The sequence below is a fragment of the Nitrosomonas ureae genome (genome assembly GCF_900206265.1).
GTDB classification, from domain to species: Bacteria; Pseudomonadota; Gammaproteobacteria; order Burkholderiales; family Nitrosomonadaceae; genus Nitrosomonas; species Nitrosomonas ureae_C.
In genome coordinates, this window is record NZ_LT907782.1 from 858,887 (window position 1) to 880,847 (window position 21,961).

General features: G+C 45.2%; 19 protein-coding genes. 17 read left to right on the top strand and 2 right to left on the bottom strand.

Features of this window, described 5'->3' with window-relative positions; genetic code table 11:
• Window positions 1-18 precede the first annotated feature (18 nt).
• Complete coding sequence (carB, locus tag CPG39_RS03890) at window positions 19-3,222, top strand: carbamoyl-phosphate synthase large subunit (protein WP_096292122.1); 3,204 nt, start codon at window positions 19-21, stop codon at window positions 3,220-3,222.
• Window positions 3,223-3,284: 62 nt separating this feature from the next.
• The gene (gene greA, locus CPG39_RS03895; RefSeq protein ID WP_013647929.1) at window positions 3,285-3,761 is read left to right on the top strand and encodes a transcription elongation factor GreA; all 477 of its coding nucleotides are present in this window, start codon (window positions 3,285-3,287) and stop codon (window positions 3,759-3,761) included.
• A gap of 15 nt (window positions 3,762-3,776) precedes the next feature.
• Here greA and CPG39_RS03900 read toward each other — a convergent pair whose 3' ends face one another.
• Window positions 3,777-4,130, bottom strand: coding sequence for a YhbY family RNA-binding protein (locus CPG39_RS03900; RefSeq protein ID WP_096292124.1), 354 nt, complete (start codon window positions 4,128-4,130; stop codon window positions 3,777-3,779).
• A 30-nt stretch (window positions 4,131-4,160) separates the two neighbouring features.
• On the opposite strand from CPG39_RS03900, the gene CPG39_RS03905 reads away from it, so the two are divergent.
• The 6 genes from CPG39_RS03905 (at window position 4,161) to cysG (ending at window position 11,930) form a co-directional block, all read left to right on the top strand.
• Window positions 4,161-4,778 (top strand): RlmE family RNA methyltransferase, encoded by a 618-nt coding sequence (locus CPG39_RS03905; protein WP_096292125.1) that lies wholly within the window; start codon window positions 4,161-4,163, stop codon window positions 4,776-4,778.
• A 171-nt stretch (window positions 4,779-4,949) separates the two neighbouring features.
• Window positions 4,950-6,866, top strand: coding sequence for an ATP-dependent zinc metalloprotease FtsH (gene ftsH, locus CPG39_RS03910; RefSeq protein ID WP_096292126.1), 1,917 nt, complete (start codon window positions 4,950-4,952; stop codon window positions 6,864-6,866).
• A gap of 132 nt (window positions 6,867-6,998) precedes the next feature.
• The gene (gene folP / locus CPG39_RS03915) at window positions 6,999-7,781 is read left to right on the top strand and encodes a dihydropteroate synthase (protein WP_096292127.1); all 783 of its coding nucleotides are present in this window, start codon (window positions 6,999-7,001) and stop codon (window positions 7,779-7,781) included.
• A 56-nt stretch (window positions 7,782-7,837) separates the two neighbouring features.
• On the top strand, window positions 7,838-9,196 hold the full coding sequence (gene glmM / locus CPG39_RS03920; protein WP_096292128.1) for a phosphoglucosamine mutase: 1,359 nt from the start codon (window positions 7,838-7,840) through the stop codon (window positions 9,194-9,196).
• 185 nt (window positions 9,197-9,381) lie between these two features.
• Entirely contained in the window at window positions 9,382-10,380 is a 999-nt protein-coding gene (locus CPG39_RS03925) for a PstS family phosphate ABC transporter substrate-binding protein (RefSeq protein ID WP_096292130.1), read from the top strand.
• A gap of 152 nt (window positions 10,381-10,532) precedes the next feature.
• Window positions 10,533-11,930, top strand: coding sequence for a siroheme synthase CysG (gene cysG / locus CPG39_RS03930; protein WP_096292131.1), 1,398 nt, complete (start codon window positions 10,533-10,535; stop codon window positions 11,928-11,930).
• Window positions 11,931-11,988: 58 nt separating this feature from the next.
• On the opposite strand, the gene nadC is transcribed toward cysG, so the two are convergent.
• Window positions 11,989-12,858 (bottom strand): carboxylating nicotinate-nucleotide diphosphorylase, encoded by an 870-nt coding sequence (gene nadC / locus CPG39_RS03935; protein WP_096292133.1) that lies wholly within the window; start codon window positions 12,856-12,858, stop codon window positions 11,989-11,991.
• A gap of 171 nt (window positions 12,859-13,029) precedes the next feature.
• Here nadC and CPG39_RS03940 point away from each other — a divergent pair, with 171 nt between their 5' ends.
• The 9 genes from CPG39_RS03940 to CPG39_RS03980 all read left to right on the top strand — a co-directional run bounded on the left by CPG39_RS03940 (window position 13,030) and on the right by CPG39_RS03980 (window position 21,815).
• On the top strand, window positions 13,030-13,227 hold the full coding sequence (locus CPG39_RS03940; RefSeq protein ID WP_013647939.1) for a YezD family protein: 198 nt from the start codon (window positions 13,030-13,032) through the stop codon (window positions 13,225-13,227).
• A gap of 151 nt (window positions 13,228-13,378) precedes the next feature.
• Window positions 13,379-15,088 (top strand): alginate export family protein, encoded by a 1,710-nt coding sequence (locus CPG39_RS03945; protein WP_096292134.1) that lies wholly within the window; start codon window positions 13,379-13,381, stop codon window positions 15,086-15,088.
• A gap of 31 nt (window positions 15,089-15,119) precedes the next feature.
• On the top strand, window positions 15,120-16,118 hold the full coding sequence (locus CPG39_RS03950) for a sulfate ABC transporter substrate-binding protein (protein ID WP_096292135.1): 999 nt from the start codon (window positions 15,120-15,122) through the stop codon (window positions 16,116-16,118).
• Window positions 16,119-16,171: 53 nt separating this feature from the next.
• Window positions 16,172-16,990 (top strand): EAL domain-containing protein, encoded by an 819-nt coding sequence (locus CPG39_RS03955; protein WP_096292137.1) that lies wholly within the window; start codon window positions 16,172-16,174, stop codon window positions 16,988-16,990.
• 58 nt (window positions 16,991-17,048) lie between these two features.
• Complete coding sequence (cysT, locus tag CPG39_RS03960) at window positions 17,049-17,882, top strand: sulfate ABC transporter permease subunit CysT (RefSeq protein WP_096292140.1); 834 nt, start codon at window positions 17,049-17,051, stop codon at window positions 17,880-17,882.
• Between the two features lie 8 nt (window positions 17,883-17,890).
• Window positions 17,891-18,772 (top strand): sulfate ABC transporter permease subunit CysW, encoded by an 882-nt coding sequence (gene cysW / locus CPG39_RS03965; protein WP_096292142.1) that lies wholly within the window; start codon window positions 17,891-17,893, stop codon window positions 18,770-18,772.
• Window positions 18,769-19,869, top strand: a complete 1,101-nt coding sequence (locus CPG39_RS03970; RefSeq protein ID WP_096292143.1) for a sulfate/molybdate ABC transporter ATP-binding protein — start codon at window positions 18,769-18,771, stop codon at window positions 19,867-19,869. Before cysW ends, CPG39_RS03970 begins: the two co-directional genes overlap by 4 nt.
• A 66-nt stretch (window positions 19,870-19,935) precedes the next feature.
• A complete protein-coding gene (locus CPG39_RS03975; protein ID WP_096292145.1) occupies window positions 19,936-20,796 on the top strand; it encodes a hypothetical protein in 861 nt (286 codons plus the stop codon).
• Between the two features lie 83 nt (window positions 20,797-20,879).
• A complete protein-coding gene (locus CPG39_RS03980; RefSeq protein WP_096292147.1) occupies window positions 20,880-21,815 on the top strand; it encodes a CysB family HTH-type transcriptional regulator in 936 nt (311 codons plus the stop codon).
• The last annotated feature ends 146 nt before the right edge of the window (window positions 21,816-21,961 follow it).

The following is a 21,961-nucleotide window of genomic DNA, read 5'->3' on the forward strand; positions in this document are numbered from 1 at the left end:
GACACCACGTTAGTAAGCATGCCTAAACGTACCGACATTCAATCCATACTCATCATTGGCGCCGGCCCTATCATCATCGGCCAGGCCTGCGAGTTTGATTATTCCGGCGTACAAGCCTGCAAGGCTTTGCGAGAGGAAGGTTATCGTATCATTCTGGTTAATTCCAATCCTGCCACCATCATGACTGATCCTGAAATGGCCGATGCCACGTATATCGAGCCCATTACCTGGAACATGATCGAGAAAATCATTGCAATTGAAAGACCACAGGCTTTGTTACCCACCATGGGTGGTCAGACTGCGTTGAATTGTGCGCTGGATCTTGTCAAACACGGAGTATTGGAAAAATATGATGTTGAATTGATCGGCGCTTCGCGTGAAGCCATTGATATGGCGGAAGATCGCGAAAAATTCAAGCAGGCCATGACACGCATCGGCCTAGGCTCCGCCCGTTCTGCAGTGGCGCACAGCATGGAAGAAGCACTGCAAGTTCAGGCTATGCTGGGCTATCCGGTCATTATCCGCCCTTCCTTTACCATGGGGGGCAGCGGCGGCGGCATTGCCTACAACCGGGAAGAATTTCTGGATATTTGTGAACGTGGATTGAAAACTTCTCCCACCAAGGAATTACTGATCGAAGAATCCGTGATCGGCTGGAAAGAGTTTGAAATGGAAGTAGTGCGAGATAAGAACGATAATTGCATCATTGTCTGCTCTATCGAAAACATCGATCCGATGGGTGTGCATACCGGTGACTCGATTACGGTAGCGCCTGCACAAACACTGACGGATAAAGAATATCAATTGATGCGCAATGCATCAATTGCGGTATTGCGTGAAATTGGCGTCGAAACCGGTGGTTCCAATGTTCAGTTTGCCATCAATCCTGACAATGGCCGCATGCTGGTAATCGAGATGAATCCGCGGGTTTCGCGTTCTTCCGCCTTAGCATCTAAAGCCACCGGGTTTCCGATTGCCAAAATTGCAGCCAAGCTCGCGGTTGGTTACACCTTGAATGAATTAGGGAATGACATCACTGGCGGAATTACACCTGCCTCGTTTGAACCAACGATTGATTACGTTGTTACCAAAGTACCCCGCTTTGCTTTTGAAAAATTCCCGCAAACCAATGATCGCCTGACGACACAAATGAAATCCGTCGGTGAAGTCATGGCAATCGGACGCACGTTTCAGGAATCCTTACAAAAAGCCTTGCGCGGACTGGAGACCGGTGTTGATGGGCTGGATGAAAAAACCGACAACCTGGAAAGCATCCAAACTGAGCTGGCCAATCCTGGTCCAGAGCGAATCTGGTATGTCGCCGATGCTTTCCGTCACAATCTTTCATTGGAAGAAATTCATCAGTTAACACATATCGATATTTGGTTTTTGGCGCAAATCGAAGACCTGATTAAACAAGAACGAGCATTGGCGGAAATTAAGCTAGAAGCACTGGATAAACAAGTATTACGTAAACTGAAGCGTAGTGGTTTTTCCGATCGGCGATTAGCCAAACTGCTCTGCACTGATCAAACCGCAGTTCGTAAACAACGACACCAGCTTAACTTGCATCCGGTCTACAAACGCGTTGATACCTGTGCTGCGGAATTTGCTACCAGCACAGCTTATCTGTACTCGACTTACGAAGATGAATGCGAATCTTACCCCACGGATAAAAAGAAAATTATGGTTCTGGGTGGTGGCCCTAATCGTATCGGTCAAGGGATAGAATTTGATTATTGTTGCGTTCACGCCGCCTTAGCGCTACGAGAAGACGGTTTTGAAACCATCATGGTTAATTGCAACCCGGAAACCGTCTCCACCGATTATGACACGTCAGATCGATTATATTTTGAACCACTGACATTGGAGGATGTACTCGAAATCGTCGCTGTGGAGAAACCTGATGGCGTAATTGTACAGTATGGCGGGCAAACGCCCCTTAAACTCGCGCGCGACCTGGAAACCAATGGCGTATCGATTATTGGTACCAGTCCGGACATGATCGATTGCGCCGAAGATCGCGAGCGCTTTCAGAAAATGCTGCAGCAATTAGGCTTAATCCAACCCCCCAACCGCACTGTACGTAATCCCGAAGAGGCTCTGATCGCCGCCGAGGAAATTGGCTACCCGTTAGTAGTACGACCCAGTTATGTATTGGGCGGGCGGGCTATGGAAATAGTACACGAGAGAGCCGATCTGGAACGTTATATGCGCGAAGCCGTCAAGGTTTCCAATGATTCTCCTGTATTATTAGATCATTTTCTTACGCACGCTACCGAGGTCGATGTCGATGCGATTTGTGACGGGAAAACAGTTCTGATTGGCGGCATTATGGAACATATTGAACAAGCAGGTGTACATTCCGGTGATTCTGCGTGTTCGCTGCCCACCTTTAATTTACAGCCCGAAATACTGGATGAGTTACGTCGGCAAACTGCTGAAATGGCACGCATGCTGAATGTCGTTGGACTGATGAATGTACAATTTGCGATTCAAGACGATACGGTTTATGTACTTGAAGTCAATCCCCGGGCGTCGCGTACTGTACCTTTCATCTCCAAAGCAACCGGTCTTCAACTGGCCAAAATTTCGGCGCGCTGCATGACGGGAAGATCTTTAATTGAGCAAAATATTACCCACGAAGTAATTCCATCATACTATTCTGTCAAAGAAGCTGTTTTTCCCTTTATAAAACTTCCCGGTGTTGATACGATATTGGGTCCAGAAATGAAGTCGACCGGGGAAGTGATGGGTATGGGGTCCACTTTTGCGGAAGCTTTTGTTAAATCCCAATTAGCAACCGATGTTCGCCTGCCTGCTTCCGGAAAAATTTTTATTAGTGTGCGACGCTCGGATAAATTGCATGCGGTTGAAATTGCACGCAACCTTGCAGAACTTGGTTTCACTCTATATGCGACGCGAGGCACAGCTGCTGCCATTACAGAAGCCGGAATAGAAGTCATCATCATCAATAAGGTTGCTGAAGGGCGGCCGCACATTGTTGACATGATTAAAAATGGTGAAATCAGTTTGATTATTAACACTGTAAAGAATCAGCGTAGTGCGATACGGGATTCATATTCAATTCGCCATGCTGCACTTCAGGCGAAAGTAACTTACTATACAACTTTAGCCGGTGCACGCGCTGCCTGTGTAGGCATCACTAACAAACGTGAATTGCAGGTTTATAATTTACAAAAAATGCATATACAACTCTAAGCATAGATGAAATTGGATTCGACTTTTAGAAACAGGATAAAAATGAAAGGTAAAAAATTACAATGAGTACTATTCCGTTAACCGTGGCTGGAGCTGAAGCATTGCGTAAAGAATTGCATGATATGAAAACGATTCACCGTCCTGCCGTTATTGCCGCAATTGCAGAAGCACGTGCTCATGGTGACCTTTCAGAAAATGCTGAATATGATGCTGCCAAGGAAAAACAAGGGTTTATTGAAGGACGTATCGCCGAACTGGAAAGTAAACTTTCTAGTGCGCAGATTATTAATCCGGCTCTCATCAATGCGGATGGTGCTTGTGTTTTTGGCGCTACAGTTGAACTGGAGGATTTGCAAAATAGCGAAGTGGTAACTTATCAAATCGTAGGAGATGATGAAGCTAACATTAAGGATGGAAAAATATCCATCAGTTCTCCCATTTCGCGTGCGCTTATTGGTAAATATGCAGGGGATATTGCAGAAGTTCATGCGCCTAGCGGTATTCGTGAATACGAAATATTGGATGTCAAATACATCTAAATATTGCTATCAAATTCAGTTCTGGAAACTTCGCTTGGTGCGAAAAGATGGGCTGGTCTTTTTTTGTGATGAACGCTCCTGCTGCTTTTCAGCCTCTTCTGGCCGAGGTCGATAAATAATAAAAACTTTACCAATATGCTGCACAGGTGCAGCATTTAACAGTTGGCATATCTTTTCAAACAATTCATTTCTGACAATCCGATCATCTATCAGTACCCTGATCTTAATTAATTCATGGCTTGAAAGTCCACGATCTAATTCTTCTATAACACTAGGGGATAATCCTGATTTTCCAATCATCACAACTGGATTCAACGCATGCGCTTGTGCTTTTAATTCACGCCGATGAGCAATAGTTAGTGTTAACATAAATTCTCTTAAAACGCGTTATTCTACTAGATGAAACGGGCCAAAACCAGTAAAGCTTGGATGAAGGAGCATGTTAATGATTTTTTTGTCAAACAAGCAAAGAAAGAGGGATATCGTTCCCGTGCTGCGTATAAATTGCTTGAAATTACTGAAAAAGATCAAATACTAAAACCAGGATTGACTGTCGTTGATTTAGGCGCAGCACCCGGCAGCTGGTCTCAAGTAGTCAGCCATAAAATAGGTCGCGGTGGCAAAGTTATTGCGGTGGATATTCTTGAGATGGCACCGTTACCCGGTGTAGAATTTATTCAAGGTGATTTTAGAGAAGAATACGCCATCGTCGAATTAAAAAAACATTTAGGAAACGATCAACTCGATCTTGTCATTTCAGATATGTCACCCAATATGAGTGGAATCGTTATCAGCGACCAGGCCAGAAGTATGTATTTAGCAGAACTGGCGTTAGCTTTCGCAATGGAACAACTGAACTATGGTGGAAATTTTCTAGTCAAAGCTTTTCAAGGCAGGGATTTCGATCAATTCCTTTTCGATATGCGTGCTGGATTTAAAAATGTGATTATACGAAAACCTAAAGCATCGCGCGGTCGCAGTAATGAATTGTATTTATTGGGGTTAGGGAAAAAGTAATCATTAAAATCGATCAGAAATGAATGGATCCCTCCAGTGATTATGATAAAAGTTAGTAGTAGGATGAGAATCCGATAGCACATTTATTATTAAAAACGAACTATTCTGTTATAGTAAAGAGAAGTTAGAGTAACTAATTGATGATTTTTAGGTGCAAACCAAGGAGCTATCTTGAATAACTTAATTAAAAACATGGCCATTTGGCTGGTAATTGCACTAGTGTTGATGACTGTATTTAATCAGTTCAGCGTTCGTCAACCGACGCAAGTGCCTATGGAATACTCGCAATTTATAACCGAACTGAATCAAGGCAGAATTGCTAAAGTTATTATCGAAGGGCGCACACTTAAAGGGACAAAGTCTGATGGCCGGCGTTTCACAACATACGCGCCATCCGATCCTTGGATGGTAAGTGATCTGTTGAAAGCTGGTGTTATTGTTGAAGCAAAACCGGAAGAAGAGCCCTCTATGTTGATGAGCATCTTTATTTCATGGTTCCCAATGCTTCTGCTGATAGCCGTATGGATATTTTTTATGCGCCAAATGCAGGGTGGCGGGCGTAATGGTGGCGCATTCTCATTTGGCAAAAGTAAAGCACGCATGCTCGACAAATCAGCCAATACCGTAACCTTTAATGACGTTGCCGGTTGCGAGGAAGCTAAAGAAGAGGTTGCTGAACTGGTTGAATTCCTGCGCGACCCTACAAAATTCCAGAAACTGGGGGGGCGAATCCCGCGCGGTGTATTGATGGTCGGTAGTCCGGGAACCGGAAAAACGTTGCTTGCTCGAGCTATTGCTGGAGAAGCTCAGGTACCGTTCTTTAGTATTTCCGGCTCGGATTTCGTTGAAATGTTTGTCGGTGTAGGCGCATCCAGAGTTCGTGATATGTTTGAGCAAGCCAAAAAACATGCGCCCTGCATTATTTTTATCGATGAGATTGATGCAGTAGGTCGTCAGCGTGGCGCTGGTCTAGGTGGCGGAAATGATGAACGCGAACAAACTCTTAATCAGTTATTGGTAGAAATGGATGGGTTTGAAGGTGCCATGGGCGTGATTGTAATCGCTGCAACTAACCGCCCCGATGTATTGGATCCAGCTTTGTTACGCCCCGGTCGTTTTGACCGTCAAGTAACGGTGCCATTACCTGATATTCGGGGACGCGAGCAAATTCTGCATGTTCATATGCGCAAAGTTCCGCTGTCACCTGATGTAAAAGCAGATATTCTTGCGCGTGGTACGCCGGGTATGTCGGGTGCCGATTTGGCGAACTTAGTCAATGAAGCGGCGCTGTTTGCGGCTCGAAGTAACAAACGCCTGGTGGATATGGATGACTTTGAGCGTGCTAAAGACAAAATATTTATGGGCGCAGAACGACGCTCAATGGTTATGCCTGAGCATGAGCGTAGAAATACTGCTTATCATGAATCTGGACATGCAGTTGTAGCACAGCTATTACCAAAAACTGACCCCGTACATAAAGTAACAATCATCCCAAGGGGTCGCGCTTTGGGCGTAACCATGCAACTGCCGACAGAAGATCGTTTCAGCATGGAGCGCGAGGAAATACTACAAAGGATTTCGGTAATGTTTGGCGGGCGCATAGCCGAAGAAGTTTTCATGAAGCAAATGACCACAGGTGCATCTAATGATTTTGAGCGCGCGACAGACTTAGCACGCCAAATGGTAACTCAGTGGGGAATGTCAGACGAACTTGGCCCAATGGTTTATGGTGAAAATGAAGGCGAAGTTTTTCTTGGTCGCTCAGTAACTACTCATAAAAACATGAGTGAAGCAACCATGCAAAAAGTTGATGCAGAAGTTCGCCGCATAGTCGATGAACAATATGCTATTGCACGCAAACTCATTGAAGAAAACAAAGACAAAATTGAGGCCATGACTCAAGCTTTACTGGAATGGGAAACGATTGATAGTGATCAGATCAAGGATATCATGGAAGGTCGTCCGCCGCGTCCGCCCAAACCACCGCAAATCATGTCTTCAACTGCAAACGATGGGTCTTCAACGGAAGAAACTGAAGAGCCAGATGAATCTCAGGCACCGCGAGAAGTGGCGAAAGAAACTGATTAACCATTGATAACTTTATTTAATTAACGGGATATGATTTTATAAAATCATATCCCGTTTTTAATTACTCGTTCACTTTTTACTGTGCCTTCATTCCCTCACGATTTTATCGCTTCATCCAGCCATCCGTTGATAATGGGTATTATTAACGTAACACCTGATTCCTTCTCAGATGGCGGGCTTTTTTTATCCACCCGGAAAGCCATTGCGCATGCAAAAAACCTCATTGACGAAGGTGCTGATATTCTTGATATTGGCGGAGAATCAACACGCCCCGGAAGCCAGTATGTCAATATCGATGAAGAATTAATGCGCGTTATACCCGTACTGGAAGCCCTTGCAGACACTGGCATTCCTATTTCCATAGATACTTCCAAACCGGAGGTGATGAAACATGCAATCGAAGCGGGAGCTTTTATGATTAATGATGTCAATGCACTGCGCAACCCAGGAGCGCTGGAAGCGATAGCACCGCATAGGCATGTACAGGTTTGTTTGATGCATATGCAAGGCACACCCCAAAAGATGCAAACCAATCCGCAATACAGAGATGTGGTCTCTGAAGTAAAAGATTTTTTACAACAGCGGATACAAGCGGCAAACGCGGCAGGTATTACACTTAACCGGCTGGTTATCGATCCCGGTTTTGGGTTTGGCAAAACATTGCAACATAATCTTTCATTACTTAATCAACTCAATGAATTCACCGCACTGAGCACACCGATATTAGCAGGCTTGTCCCGCAAATCCATGCTGGGCGCAATTACCGGAAACAATGTAGATCAGCGGCTGCATGAAAGTGTTGCCGCAGCCTTGCTTGCTGTAATTAAAGGTGCCAAAATTGTGCGTGTGCATGATGTCAAAGCAAGTAAAGCAGCTCTTGCTATCTACAATGCCTTGCGGGATTGCGATAGCTAGCTAGATCAGTAAACTGCTTGTGGCGTTTTGTTTATCCTCAATCATAATTTCATAACTTGGCTAAAAAATATTTTGGAACAGATGGCATCCGAGGTCGGGTAGGACAATTTCCTATTACACCTGATTTCATTATGCATTTAGGTTACTCGGCCGGGAAAGTCTTGGCAGCCGCCGATTGGCATCTTATGGAAGGAAAACGTCCGACAGTTCTGATCGGCAAAGACACGCGAGTATCCGGCTATATGCTGGAATCCGCCTTGGAAGCCGGATTATGTGCAGCGGGCGTGGATGTTCTCCTGTCAGGACCCATGCCCACCCCAGCCGTAGCCTATCTGATTCGTGCATTGCGGCTGCAGGCTGGTATTGTTATTTCAGCCTCACATAATCTGTTTGAAGATAACGGCGTAAAGTTCTTTTCCGCGATCGGCTGCAAACTTCCGGATGAAATGGAGCACAAAATCGAGGCTGAGTTAAATACACCCATAGTAACCAAGCCTTCCGCACAGTTAGGTAAGGTTCAACGAATTGACGATGCCGCTGGTCGCTATATCGAATTCTGTAAAAGTACTTTCCCCTATCATCTGGATCTGCGCGGACTTCGCATTGTAATCGACTGTGCGCATGGCGCTGCATATCATATTGCCGGTCACGTTATGCATGAATTGGGTGCCGATGTCGTTACCATTGGCGTACAACCCAACGGATTAAATATCAATCTTGAATGCGGTGCTACGCATGGTACTACATTGCAAAAAGCGGTTAAACAACATCATGCTGATTTGGGCATTGCGTTGGATGGGGATGGTGACCGGGTCATGATGGTGGATAAACAAGGTAGATCTTACAACGGCGATCAACTGATTTATATTATCGCTAAACATCGGAAACAGAGAAAAATTCTCACTGGAGGTGTCGTAGGCACCCTAATGACAAATCTGGCAATTGAAAATCAATTTAAGAAATTACGTATTCCTTTTCTCCGAACCAATGTCGGTGATCGCTATGTACTCGCATTACTGCAAGAGCAAGGGTGGCACTTAGGCGGCGAAAATTCCGGGCATATCATTTGCATGGATAAACATACAACCGGTGATGGCATCATATCCGCTTTGCAAGTTTTATATGCACTTCGCGACGCCGATAAGACATTGGCAGAGTTTATGCGCGGCGTCTCTCTATACCCGCAGCGACTGATCAATATAAAAATTCCCAAACCGTTTAATTTTACCGGCAATAAAGCGATTAATACTGTACGCAAAGAAGCCGAAGCTGATCTAAACGGTAACGGGCGTTTACTCATCCGAGCCTCGGGAACGGAGCCTCTCATTCGTGTAATGGTCGAAAGTCAATCCAAACAAAAAGTTAATTATTGGACTGAACGAATCGCCAAGATCGTTCAAATTGCCAGCACGTAACGCATCATCATTTTTCGCATGCCTAACTCCTGATACGATGAACAATCTGTACACGTGCTGAAGAGTCAGGTTTAGCAACAAAACACAAAAATTGTCATAATCCTGTAACAATTCTGAAATAGTATAGCGCGTAGTTTTCTTAAAACGCTCATCCCCTACTTTATTCATTTGGAGCACGTATAAACATGTTGAATTCTTTGAACTTCAGAGCACCCATTGCAGCAGTTTTCCTAAGTACGCTCTTCTATACAGGCTTCGCCAGCGCCACACCGATCGTGAAAATTGATGGCTCAAGCACTGTTTTTCCCATTACCGAAGCCGTTGCGGAAGATTTCCAAATAGCCAAACGCGGCGCAATTAGGGTCACAGTCGGTATCTCTGGTACAGGCGGCGGGTTCAAGAAATTCTGCCGGAATGAAATCGATATTGTGAATGCATCCCGACCCATTACTGAACTGGAAATGGAAGCCTGTAAGAAAGAAGGTGCGCAATTTATTGAAATGCCCATCGCTTTTGACGCTTTAACTGTGGTTGTTAATCCAAAAAACACGTGGAGCAGAACGATTACAGTCGAAGAATTGCAAAAAATATGGGAACCCTCCGCACAAGGCAAAATCACCAACTGGAATCAAATAAACCCGGCATGGCCGGACAAAAAGATCAAACTTTATGGCCCAGGAGCGGATTCCGGTACCTTTGAATACTTTACGGAAGCTATTGTTGGCAAAGCCAAGTCAAGCCGTGGCGATTTTACGGCATCAGAGGATGATAACGTTCTGGTGCAAGGCGTTGCAAGTGATCTCTATGCATTAGGATTTTTTGGTTTTGCCTATTACATCGAAAATAGTAAAAAAATTAATGCCGTTGCAATTGATAGCGGGGATGGCGGCATACTTCCTTCTGCGGCAACCGTAGAAAACAACAGCTATAAACCATTATCGCGCCCGATATTCATTTACGTTAATGCTAAATCCACAGAAAAACCGGAAGTAAAGGAATTTATTAATTTCTATATGCAGAATGCAACAGAGCTGGTCACCGAAGTGAAATATTTTCCGCTCTCCAAAGAAGTATATGATCTCAATCTCGAACATTTAAACAAGAAAAAAGTAGGTACGGTGTTCAAAGGCACCGGAACCAACATAAAGCTGGAAGACATTCTTAAGTTGGAATCCAGTTTATAAACAGCTGCTTGCTATAAGATATTCTATATTCAGCGGTACTTGTTGTAATTAATACGCACAAGGAAGTGCTGTTCAATTCTAAGCCAAATAAAGGCTTATACTTTGAACAGCACTTCCTTTGCCATTTATAAATGGGATAAACTGCGTAAGTAATGGATTACCTGCCAATCTTTTTAGATATTAGAAACAAAGCTTGTCTGATCGTAGGTGGCGGTCAAGTCGCCACCCGCAAGGTTATGCTATTGCTCCAGGCTGGTGCGCAAGTATCAGTGGTAGCACCTGAACTGGATAGTGTTTTAGATGAGTGCGCCGCTCACGGCACTATCACCCATCGGGCTGAGTGCTTTCAGCCCGAGCATCTTCACAATATTGCGCTCGTAATCGCTGCAACAAATGATCATGCTATCAATCGGCAAATTTCCGAAGCGGCGCAACAAAGACAAATTCCAGTTAATGTCGTGGATAATCCGGCATTATGCACTTTTATCATGCCATCCATCGTCGATCGCTCTCCACTCCTAATCGCAGTCTCCAGCGGCGGGCAATCGCCGGTCTTGGCGCGATTGCTGCGTGCGCAACTGGAAACCATGATACCTGTCGCTTACGCACGTATCGCTACTATTGCAGGGAAGTTTCGTCAGCATGTAAAACAACATTTTACCCACCCGGAGAAACGGCGCATTTTCTGGGAAAAAATCCTGCAAGGTCCATTTATTGAAATGATATTGGCCGGTAAAGATAAAACTGCTCAAAATTATTTGCAGCAATCGCTGCAACAGGAAAAGAATGAACCACCGCAAGGTGAAGTTTATTTGGTCGGTGCCGGTCCGGGCAATCCTGACTTATTGACTTTTCGTGCCATGCGTCTGATGCAGCAGGCCGACGTAGTCATTTATGACCGTCTGGTCTCAACCGCAATTCTTGATATGGTGCGCCGTGACGCCACGCGCATATACGCTGGCAAGGAACGTAACCGCCACACACTGAAACAGGAATCGATCAATCAACTGCTGGTAAGGTTGGCGCAAGAAGGTAAACGAGTATTGCGCCTTAAAGGCGGAGATCCTTTTATTTTTGGCCGGGGCGGTGAAGAAATTGAAACTTTGGCTTTAAACCATATTCCTTTTCAGGTTGTACCAGGCATTACGGCTGCATCGGGTGTTTCAGCCTATGCAGGAATCCCGCTGACACATCGTGATTACGCGCAATCATGCATTTTTGTGACCGGTCATCTGAAAAATAATACCATTGATCTCGATTGGCCGCACCTCGCCTGCCCCAACCAGACCATTGTGATTTATATGGGATTGCTTGGGTTGTCCGTGTTATCCCAGCAACTGATCACCCATGGTTTGCCAAGCTCCACACCCGCAGCAATCATTCAACAAGCTACGACGCAACAGCAAAAGATCGTGATCGGAACCCTGCAAACACTACCTAACTTGGCCGCAGCCGCTCATTTATCTCCTCCCACACTGATTATTGTTGGAGAGGTTGTCAAACTGCACAAAAATCTTGCATGGTTTGAACCAGCATCTGAAAATTCTTAGATTAATTTAATTATATATAACCAATACTTGCATGACATAGCATTGTCTTATCAGTCGATTAGTTTGATACTTTAAATCTCATTGACAAGTCAATCGCCTGAATATTCTTCGTTAAACTACCGATTGAAATTCGATCAACACCGGTTTCGGCCACCTGACGCACGTTATCCAGTGTTATGTTACCGGATGCTTCCAGAATCACCCGTTTTTCAGACTGCTGATGGGTCAGAATAACCGCCTCCGATAACTGCTTCAGCGTAAAATTATCCAGCAGCACCATAGTGGCGCCGGCCGCCAGGGCTTCTTGTAATTCCGGCAGTGATTCCACTTCAATTTGGATAGCGGTTCCCGGAGGAGCAATCGCCAATGCTCTGCTTAAGGCGGATCGGATGCTGCCTGCAGCAATGATATGATTTTCCTTGATCAAAATCCCATCATATAAACCCAAGCGATGATTAACGCCACCGCCGCATGTCACAGCATATTTTTGCGCCAATCGCAATCCAGGAAGTGTTTTACGCGTATCCACAATAACAGCCTCAGTACCCGCAATGGCATCCACAAAACGTTTTGTGTGTGTCGCTACAGCGGATAACATTTGCAGAAAATTCAGCGCGGAACGTTCTGCAGTCAGCAAATCGCGAGATCTTCCCTGGATCTCACAAAGCTTTTGTTCAGATTGAACAAGATCTCCATCAGCGGCAAACCATGTGATGAGTGTTTCAGGCGATAATGTCAGAAAACAGGCCTCAAACCACTGTACTCCGCACAATACCGCCTTTTCCCTACTGATTATCACAGCACTCAATACACTTTCACGAGGAATCAGTGATGCTGTCAAGTCACCGCTACCGATATCTTCTCTCAATGCACATTGCACGTTAGCGTGTATTTCATTATGTAAATCTTGCAATTTCTTTTTCCTCATTGTTAATCAGGAATGAAAAATATCATATTGACTCTTCTATGACATACATACCTTCAGTACCGCCAGTACTGCCATATGCAAAAAAATGATAAGTAAATGAATTTTTATTAGTTCCAAGAATAAAGTAAGGCTAGTAAATTTACCGCTCTCGCAACAACGATTATTTCAGCAATGACACAATTAACAACAACACACAAGAGTAATCAACTTAACACGGACGTTATCGAAGAAATCCTGGGCGCTGTAACCAGTATCGAATATGGATCAGTTGAGGTTGTGATACACGATGGCAAGGTTGTGCAAATAGAATGCCGTAAAAAAATTCGTTTAAGTCAAAGCAAGCCTACCCGGAAAACGCTGGAACCATGACTAAGCCGGATAACTCTCGGGTCTGTGCGGGCAATAGCAAGTTAAATCCAGACAAATAAAAATAACACCGACCACACACATGGAGGTGAGAACGTAAAAACAAAATCAGTGGCCTAGCCGGGGTTCCGGAAGGTGCATTCAGGAGAATACCTTGAAATTATTTAATTTTTTTCTACAAGCTGCGTTTCTTAGCACCTTGATTATCCGTCCGGCCTATGCAGCTTCGGATAATAAACCCTCAATAAATTTTGAAACCATGCAGCAAACTATCGTTCAGTTGGCGCAACAAATTGCGGTGGATATGGGCAGGCCGCTGGGAAATAGTACAACGAATCAAGCCAAGCCAGCAGGAAAAACATCCGAAGTTGAAAAAACTTTGCCAACGATCGAGCCGCAAACGAAATCTCCGCCGACAGCACCGGCAGCTGCGCAATCCACCAGCTATCATCAACGTTCCAATAGCTATGCTACCAATCCGGATTCTGATCCGCCACGATATGTGCGGCAATTAAGCGATATCGGCGTTCCGGCTTTTAAAGATATTACTTGGCTGGACGTCGGTTTGGAACATCGCACGCGCTATGAGTGGCGCAATAATGACATACGCCGGGTTGAAGGAGGAGAAGATAATCCGTTCTTCTTGCGCAATCGAGCATGGATAGGGATAAAGAATATATTGGATCCTTTCCGGTTTGCGGTGGAGTTTCAAGATTCGAGAGTCTATAACAATAAGCATGCAATCACTGATCAAGAAAGAAATGAGTTCGATCTGCTCAACGCTTATGGTGAATTAAATTTCAAAAAAGCACTCGGTGCCGATGACCGGGGTAATGATCGTCCAATCCGATTCCGGGTTGGACGCATGGCTTACGAGACCACCGATCGGCGTTTTATCGCACGTAATGAATGGCGCAATACCACTAATACTTTTGAAGGTTTTCGGCTGAATCTGGGACGCGAAGCCAATGACTGGGAACTTGATCTGTTCGGCATGCAACCAGTTAGACGCTTGCAAACCAAGTTTGACGAGGCTAATAGTAATCTGTGGTTTTTTGGTGGGATCGGCACTTGGCGCAAGTGGTCTGACATCGCCACCATTCAGACATACTACATGGGCCAGAAGCAAACGGCTGATCCAAATGGCTTTACCGCCACCAATCGGCTGGATCGGGAAATTCATATGCCAGGGTTTCGTGTTTATGGCAAAGCAGGCAATATTGTTGATTTCGATGTCAGCTACAACCACCAGTTAGGGTTTTCCGGCCCCAATCGCGTGGATGCGAATGGATATACCATCGAAGTAGGACGAACATTTGAGCATTCCTGGAAACCTCGTGTTGGCTTATTTTACGGGTATGCCAGCGGTGACAAAGATCCCACTGACAATGTCGACAATCGTTTTGATCGCTTTTTTGGATTTGCACGCCCTTGGTCAGCGGATCACTATGTTATTTATGAGAATCTCAAGGCTCCGAAAATTAGGTTTGAATTTACTCCCACCCAGAAACTCGGGTTTGAGCTTGGTTATGGCGCATACTGGCTGGCCAGTAAAACCGATCGCATGTTCGATATTCTCGATGGCAATATCAGCAACACCGTCAGGGATCCCGGATTCAATCGCGACCGTACCGGGCAAAGCGGTGATTTTGGCGGTCATGCCTTTGAAGGACGCATACGTTATCAACCCACCCCGAGAATCAACACCATACTTGGATATACCCATTTTACTGCGGGTGAATTCGTAAGAAACCGCATTGCCGCAAGCCCGTCTTGCGCTGACGGGCATTCCCACCCTTGCGTGGATCATCGCTCAGGAAATACGGATTTCTTGTACTTTGAAGTACTCATCAGTCTCTTATAAACCATTTTAAATTTCTACTGGAGGAAAAATTATGAAGATTAAAACATGGCTGGCAACAAGTATTCTGACAACAAGTCTCATCATCAGCAGCAGCGTGCTTGCGGAAAAAACACTCTTAAATGTTTCTTATGACCCGACACGTGAGCTGTACCAGGAATTCAATGCAGCTTTTACCAAATATTGGCAGGCAAAGAACCATGAGAAAGTAGTCATCCGGCAATCTCACGGCGGCTCCGGCAAACAGGCGCGTTCTGTCATCGATGGACTGGAAGCCGATGTCGTGACACTGGCCTTGGCTAACGATATCAACGCCATCGCAGAAATTGCCAAATTATTGCCGGAAAACTGGCAGCAGCGCTTATCCCTGAACAGCACCCCCTATACCTCCACAATCATTTTCCTGGTACGTAAAGGCAACCCCAAAGGCATTAAAGATTGGGATGATCTTGCGCGTTCCGGCGTTGCCGTCATTACACCGAATCCGAAAACCTCCGGTGGCGCCCAATGGAATTACCTCGCGGCATGGGAGTATGGCAAACAACACTACGGCGAAGATAAAGCCAGAGATTTTGTCGCCAATATCTATAAAAATGTGCCGGTGCTGGACTCCGGTGCGCGTGGTTCAACAACCACATTTGTGGAACGAGGCGTCGGTGATGTTCTGATTACATGGGAAAACGAAGCATTCCTGGCACTCAAGGAATATGGCGCGGACAAATTTGAAACTGTTATTCCTTCTTTGAGCATTCTGGCAGAACCGCCGGTTGCGGTCGTTGATAAAGTCGTCGACAAGCGTGGCACACGCCAGATTGCCGAAGCGTATTTGCAGTTCCTCTATTCGGAAGAAGGACAGGACATCGCCGCCAAACACTTCTACCGGCCTACTCATGCCAAGATAGCGGAGAAATATGCTCAGAAGTTTCCAAAAATTAAATTGTTCAAAATTGATGATGCTTTTGGCGGCTGGAAGAATGCGCACAAAATCCATTTCGCCGATGGTGCGCATTTCGATCAGATTTACTTGAAGTAATCATAATGTAGCGCGCCACAACGCGCTACTTAAATTTGTAGAGAGAAAATTCCATGAATGCATCGGTAAAACATCCTCATACCATCAAAGATGAGTTTGAACTCATCCAATCCGCCACCGATTATTATCTTCAACGCGATGAAAAAGGTTGGATCAGCGGACGTTTCTTTCAGCACGAGCTGATCAGTATTTTTCAACCCATTTTTAGTGTTTCCCAAGGCCAAACGATGGGTCATGCAGCGTATATCCGTGCGAAAGCAGATGGAGAAATTGTACTTTGGCCCTGGCAGATATTTTCATTAGCCTCGAAAGATGAGCAATTGGTTGAATTGGATCGTTTATGCCGCGCAATTCATGCATCGAATTATTATTTCAATCATCCTTACCCATCGGACAGCTTGTTTGTCGAAGTTCATCCGCGTTTGCTCGAGAGTGTCAAAGACGATCACGGACAGGCATTTGAAAACTTTCTTGACTTGATCGGTGTACGAACTTCCCAGGTAGTGATCGAGATTCCTGTCACGGTTAATCGCAACTGGAAACTACTTCAGCATGTTATTGCTAACTATCGTTCCCGCGGTTATTTAATTGCGGCCAATTACAGCATTGGCTGCAGTGACTGGATGATAAAGCTAGGGAGCCTGTATCCCAATATCGTGCGCATTACTGCAAATGATCTGATTCAGCATGAAGACATCACCTCACTGGTGGACACCATTCATAGTGCAGGTGCCAGCTTACTGGTGCGAGAAATCGAAACGGCGATTCAATTTGCAACTGCCTTCAAAGCCAATGCGGATTATTTACAGGGAAATTTGCTTGGCCAACCGGAGCAAGCCATTAACACGCGCGATCTTTTACATCGCGCCTAATGCAGCAAATAGAAACATTTAACCCTTACAAATTGAATAACCTACACAGGAGTCCGATTTGAACAATTTTAAACAGCACAGCATTTTGCCAGGTTTTAATTTGGCGCTCGGATTTACGTTGCTGTATTTGAGTTTAATCGTTTTGATACCGCTTTCAGCGGCATTCATCCGTACCGCAGAACTAACCTGGTCCGAATTCTGGATCATTGTTACAACACCGCGAGTGGTGGCCTCCTATCGACTGACTTTCGGTGTGTCGTTTGCGGCTGCTCTCGTCAATGCATTTTTTGGTTTGTTAGTGGCATGGGTATTGGTGCGTTATCATTTTCCCGGTAAAAAAATAGTCGATGCGCTAGTCGATCTTCCTTTCGCACTGCCAACCGCCGTGGCCGGAATTGCTCTAACCGCACTGTATTCCGGCAATGGCTGGATCGGTCAGTATCTCGAACCATTGGGAATCAAAGTCGCCTTCACGCCGTTAGGAATTTTTGTAGCGCTGACGTTTATTGGATTGCCTTTTGTCGTGCGTACCGTACAACCGGTACTCGAAGATATTGAGACCGAACTGGAGGAGGCAGCCGCTACGTTGGGTGCCAATCGCTGGCAAACCTTCGCGCACGTGATCTTTCCTATCCTATTTCCCGCCTTGATGACCGGTTTTGCACTGGCCTTCGCGCGCGCAATCGGTGAATATGGATCGGTTATTTTTATTGCCGGAAACATGCCGATGGTTTCTGAAATTACGCCGCTACTGATTGTCACCAAGCTAGAACAATACGATTATTCGGGCGCTACAGCATTGTCAGTTGTGATGCTGGTGATTTCTTTCATTCTGTTATTGATTATTAATTTGCTGCAATGGTGGAGTCGGCGCCGCAGTGCACGAGCTTGAGAACAATTATGACGACGACTATCACATTTCCTTTATCCGGTAAAACTTTCCAGCAACGTGCTACGCAAGAACCCTCCTGGGTACGTCGTTTCTTGATTGTACTGGCATTGGCATTTTTAACGTTATTCCTTTTCGTTCCATTAATTTCGGTTTTTTATGAAGCTTTCAAGAAAGGGGTAGATGTTTATCTGGCGGCAATCACCGATCCTGACGCAATTTCCGCTATCAAGCTAACCCTAACCGTGGCAGCGATAGCAGTACCACTGAATTTGGTGTTCGGTATCGCTGCTGCTTGGGCTATCGCCAAATTTGAATTCCGCGGCAAAAATCTGCTGATCACGTTGATTGATCTGCCTTTTTCTGTCTCTCCGGTGGTTTCCGGGCTGATTTATGTGCTCGTATTCGGACTGCAAGGCTGGTTGGGACCTTGGCTGGCAGAACATGACATCAAAATTATTTTTGCTGTTCCAGGCATCGTACTGGCGACGGTCTTCGTTACGGTACCGTTTATCGCACGGGAATTGATTCCGTTAATGCAGGCACAAGGAACCGAAGAAGAAGAAGCTGCCGTGGTATTGGGTGCAAGCGGCTGGCAAACCTTCTGCAAAATTACCTTACCCAATATTAAATGGGGACTATTGTATGGCGCAATTCTTTGTAATGCGCGGGCGATGGGTGAATTTGGCGCAGTATCGGTTGTTTCAGGACATATTCGCGGCAGCACCAATACCATGCCGTTGCATGTTGAGATTCTCTACAACGAATACAACTTTGCCGCTGCATTTGCAGTAGCTTCTTTGCTAGCTTTACTGGCTTTGGTCACACTGGCGCTGAAAACGCTCATTGAATTTCGTAATAAACAACATCAGACACAACGAGGTGATGAATGAGTATTGAAGTTATTAGTCTTTCCAAACAGTTCGGTACGTTTACTGCGCTGCATAATGTCAGCCTACAGGTACACTCCGGCGAATTACTGGCACTACTGGGACCGTCAGGCTCCGGAAAAACTACATTACTGCGTGTAATTGCAGGGCTTGAAACGGCCGATAGCGGTCAGGTGCTATTTCATGGCGAAGATGCAACCGACCAGCACGTACGCGAACGTCAGGTCGGGTTTGTATTTCAGCACTATGCGCTATTTCGCAACATGACTATTTTTGAGAATGTGGCTTTTGGTCTAAATGTACGCCCAAAGAAATTCCGCCCTGCCCAAGAAGAAATCCGTGATCGTGTGATGAAATTATTACACCTGGTGCAGCTGGATTGGTTGGCGGATCGCTACCCGCACCAACTCTCGGGCGGTCAGCGCCAGCGTATTGCATTGGCACGCGCACTTGCTGTAGAACCCAAAGTATTATTGCTGGATGAGCCTTTTGGCGCCCTGGATGCCAAAGTACGCAAGGAGCTGCGCTCGTGGCTCAGACGTTTGCATGACGATATGCACATTACCAGCGTATTCGTCACACATGATCAGGAAGAAGCGCTTGAAGTTGCTGATCGGGTGGTTGTCATGAATGAAGGCAAAATTGAACAAATCGGCACCCCGGATGAAGTGTACGAACAACCCTCCAGTCCATTTGTCTATGAATTTCTTGGAAATGTGAATCTATTCCATAGTCGGCTGCATCATGGGCGTGCCTGGATTGGCGATATTGAAGTCGATGCGCCAGAGCACGCGGATGCTAACGAGCTTGCCGCAATTGCTTACGTACGTCCACACGAAATCGAAGTGGAACGTGCTCATAAAGGCGAAGCAGCAATGGCGGCACGAGTGATTCACGTTCTCTCGGTGGGTCCGATTGTCCGGTTGGAATTGGTCCGCAACAATGATGAGGACAAAACCCCGATCCAAGTCGAACTCAGCAAGGAGCGCTTTCGCGAGTTACAGCTGACAAAAGGCGATGAAGTATTTATCAAACCACGTCGTCTTGATTTGTTCCCAAGTCAGAAAATTAGCGCAAATAATACGCTGCAAGCAACCTAAGATACTGCAATCGCGGCAAGAAAACGAGGAATTAAACCCGTAAAAGATTAAAAGAGGGAAATAAGAATGCATTTACAACCACTGGTGGATTATTTTAACGATCGCTTTGCAACCGAGCACCATTCCAATATTCGACCCTTTACGATAGAAAATGGTCTTGTGAGCGGTATTTTCGGGCCCATTCAGATCAGTAGCATTTTCGAATCTGTTCGGCAGACAGATGACAACGAGAAACTTGTCGGTCATATCGCACAGATATCGGTCACACCCTATACTCACAATCAACCCAGCGAACAGCTGATAGAAATCGGGAACCTGCTCACCGAAGTTATTACGCAACCCGCTGACTTTCAATCTATTATCAACCTGGATCGTCTGTGCCGCACGGTTCACATGTTGAACTACCTCAACTACTCTGAAAATGGTGGCGTGCTTTTTCTGGATGTTGATCCCAGGCATATCCTTGGCGTTCAACAGGGTCATGGGGCTTACTTTGAAGAAAGTATAATCAAATGCGGATTGGCGACACAGAATGTGGTCATTTCAATGGCAATCAATAGTTTTTATGCTTTACATCATACTCAATTGCTGGAGGGGTTAAACAATTATCGTCGGCGTAGCTATCAGATCGCCCTAAATATCGGCTCGTTATACGGTGCTGACGGGATTCGGGAAATAATCACAAAATTATCAGCCGATTTTTTGCGCATTAATGCACCCAATACAGCAACGCACCAGAATTCAGACATGAGTTGGTCAGAAACGCTTAAGCCGTTGACAGGGCTACAAAATATACATGGAGGACAAACCATTCTACAACAAGTTAAAAATAAGAAACAAGCTAATATTGTCGCTTCTGCAAAATTTGACCTGGTACAAGGTGACTATTACGACAAGCTGATTACGGATCATCTGAGATGCTTATGATGAAGCTCGACAATCAATGTGACAATGGATCCGAATAAGCAGATTACTGTCATTTTATTAGATTAAATAGCTAAGGAAAGGCAATGAATTTTCAACAATTGCGCATTATCAACGAAACCGTAAAGCGGAATTATAATTTGACCGAGGTTGCCAATGCCTTATTCACATCGCAATCCGGCGTCAGCAAGCATATCAAAGACCTGGAGGACGAGCTGAATATTGAATTATTCATTCGGAAGGGTAAACGATTTATCGGCTTGACCGAACCGGGAAAAGAGCTGGTCAAAATTGTCGAGCGCATTTTATTTGACACAAAAAATATCAAACACTTAGCCGAGCAGTTCAGTAATCATGATCAAGGACACTTGACCATAGCGACAACGCATACGCAAGCACAATACACACTACCTCCTGTGGTGGCGGAGTTTAAAAAGATATTTCCAAAAGTTCAGCTGATCCTGCATGAATCCAGACCGGATGAAATTTTATCCATGCTGATCAATGGCGAGGCCGATATCGGTATTGCGACTGAAGCATTGGAAGGCGCGGTTGACCTGGTGTCTTTTCCCTATTATACCTGGCAACATGCGATTATCGTCCCTGTGGGACACCCCTTGCAATCTGTCTATCCTCTCACACTCGAAGCCATTGCAGAGTTTCCGATCATTACCTATCACCATGGAATGACGGGCCGGTTTAGAATTGATCAAGTTTTCGCCAAAATGGGGCTGATTCCGGATATTGCCATGTCTGCACTGGATGCCGATGTAATCAAAACCTATGTAAAGTTGGGATTAGGTATCGGAATCATTGCTTCCGTCGCTTTTTCACCCGAACGGGATACAACGCTCATTAAACTGGATAGCGAATACCTATTCGAAAAGAATACAACCTTTATTTCAGTTCGTCGTAATCATTTTCTGCGGGGTTATGCTTACCGGTTTATTGAGTTATGCATGCCCACCTTAAATGAATCGATAATTCGCTCCGACGTCAATCCACTTATTGATGTGGAATAAAAAATTTGCATACTCTGCAGCAAAGTAACTTGCAGACAATGGTTGGAATACACCCTCTCAGGATAAATCTTACAATCTATCTATCAGATAGTGAACAATTGTAATGAGCTGCTGTTTTCATTGATACAATCGATCAATTTTTAAGT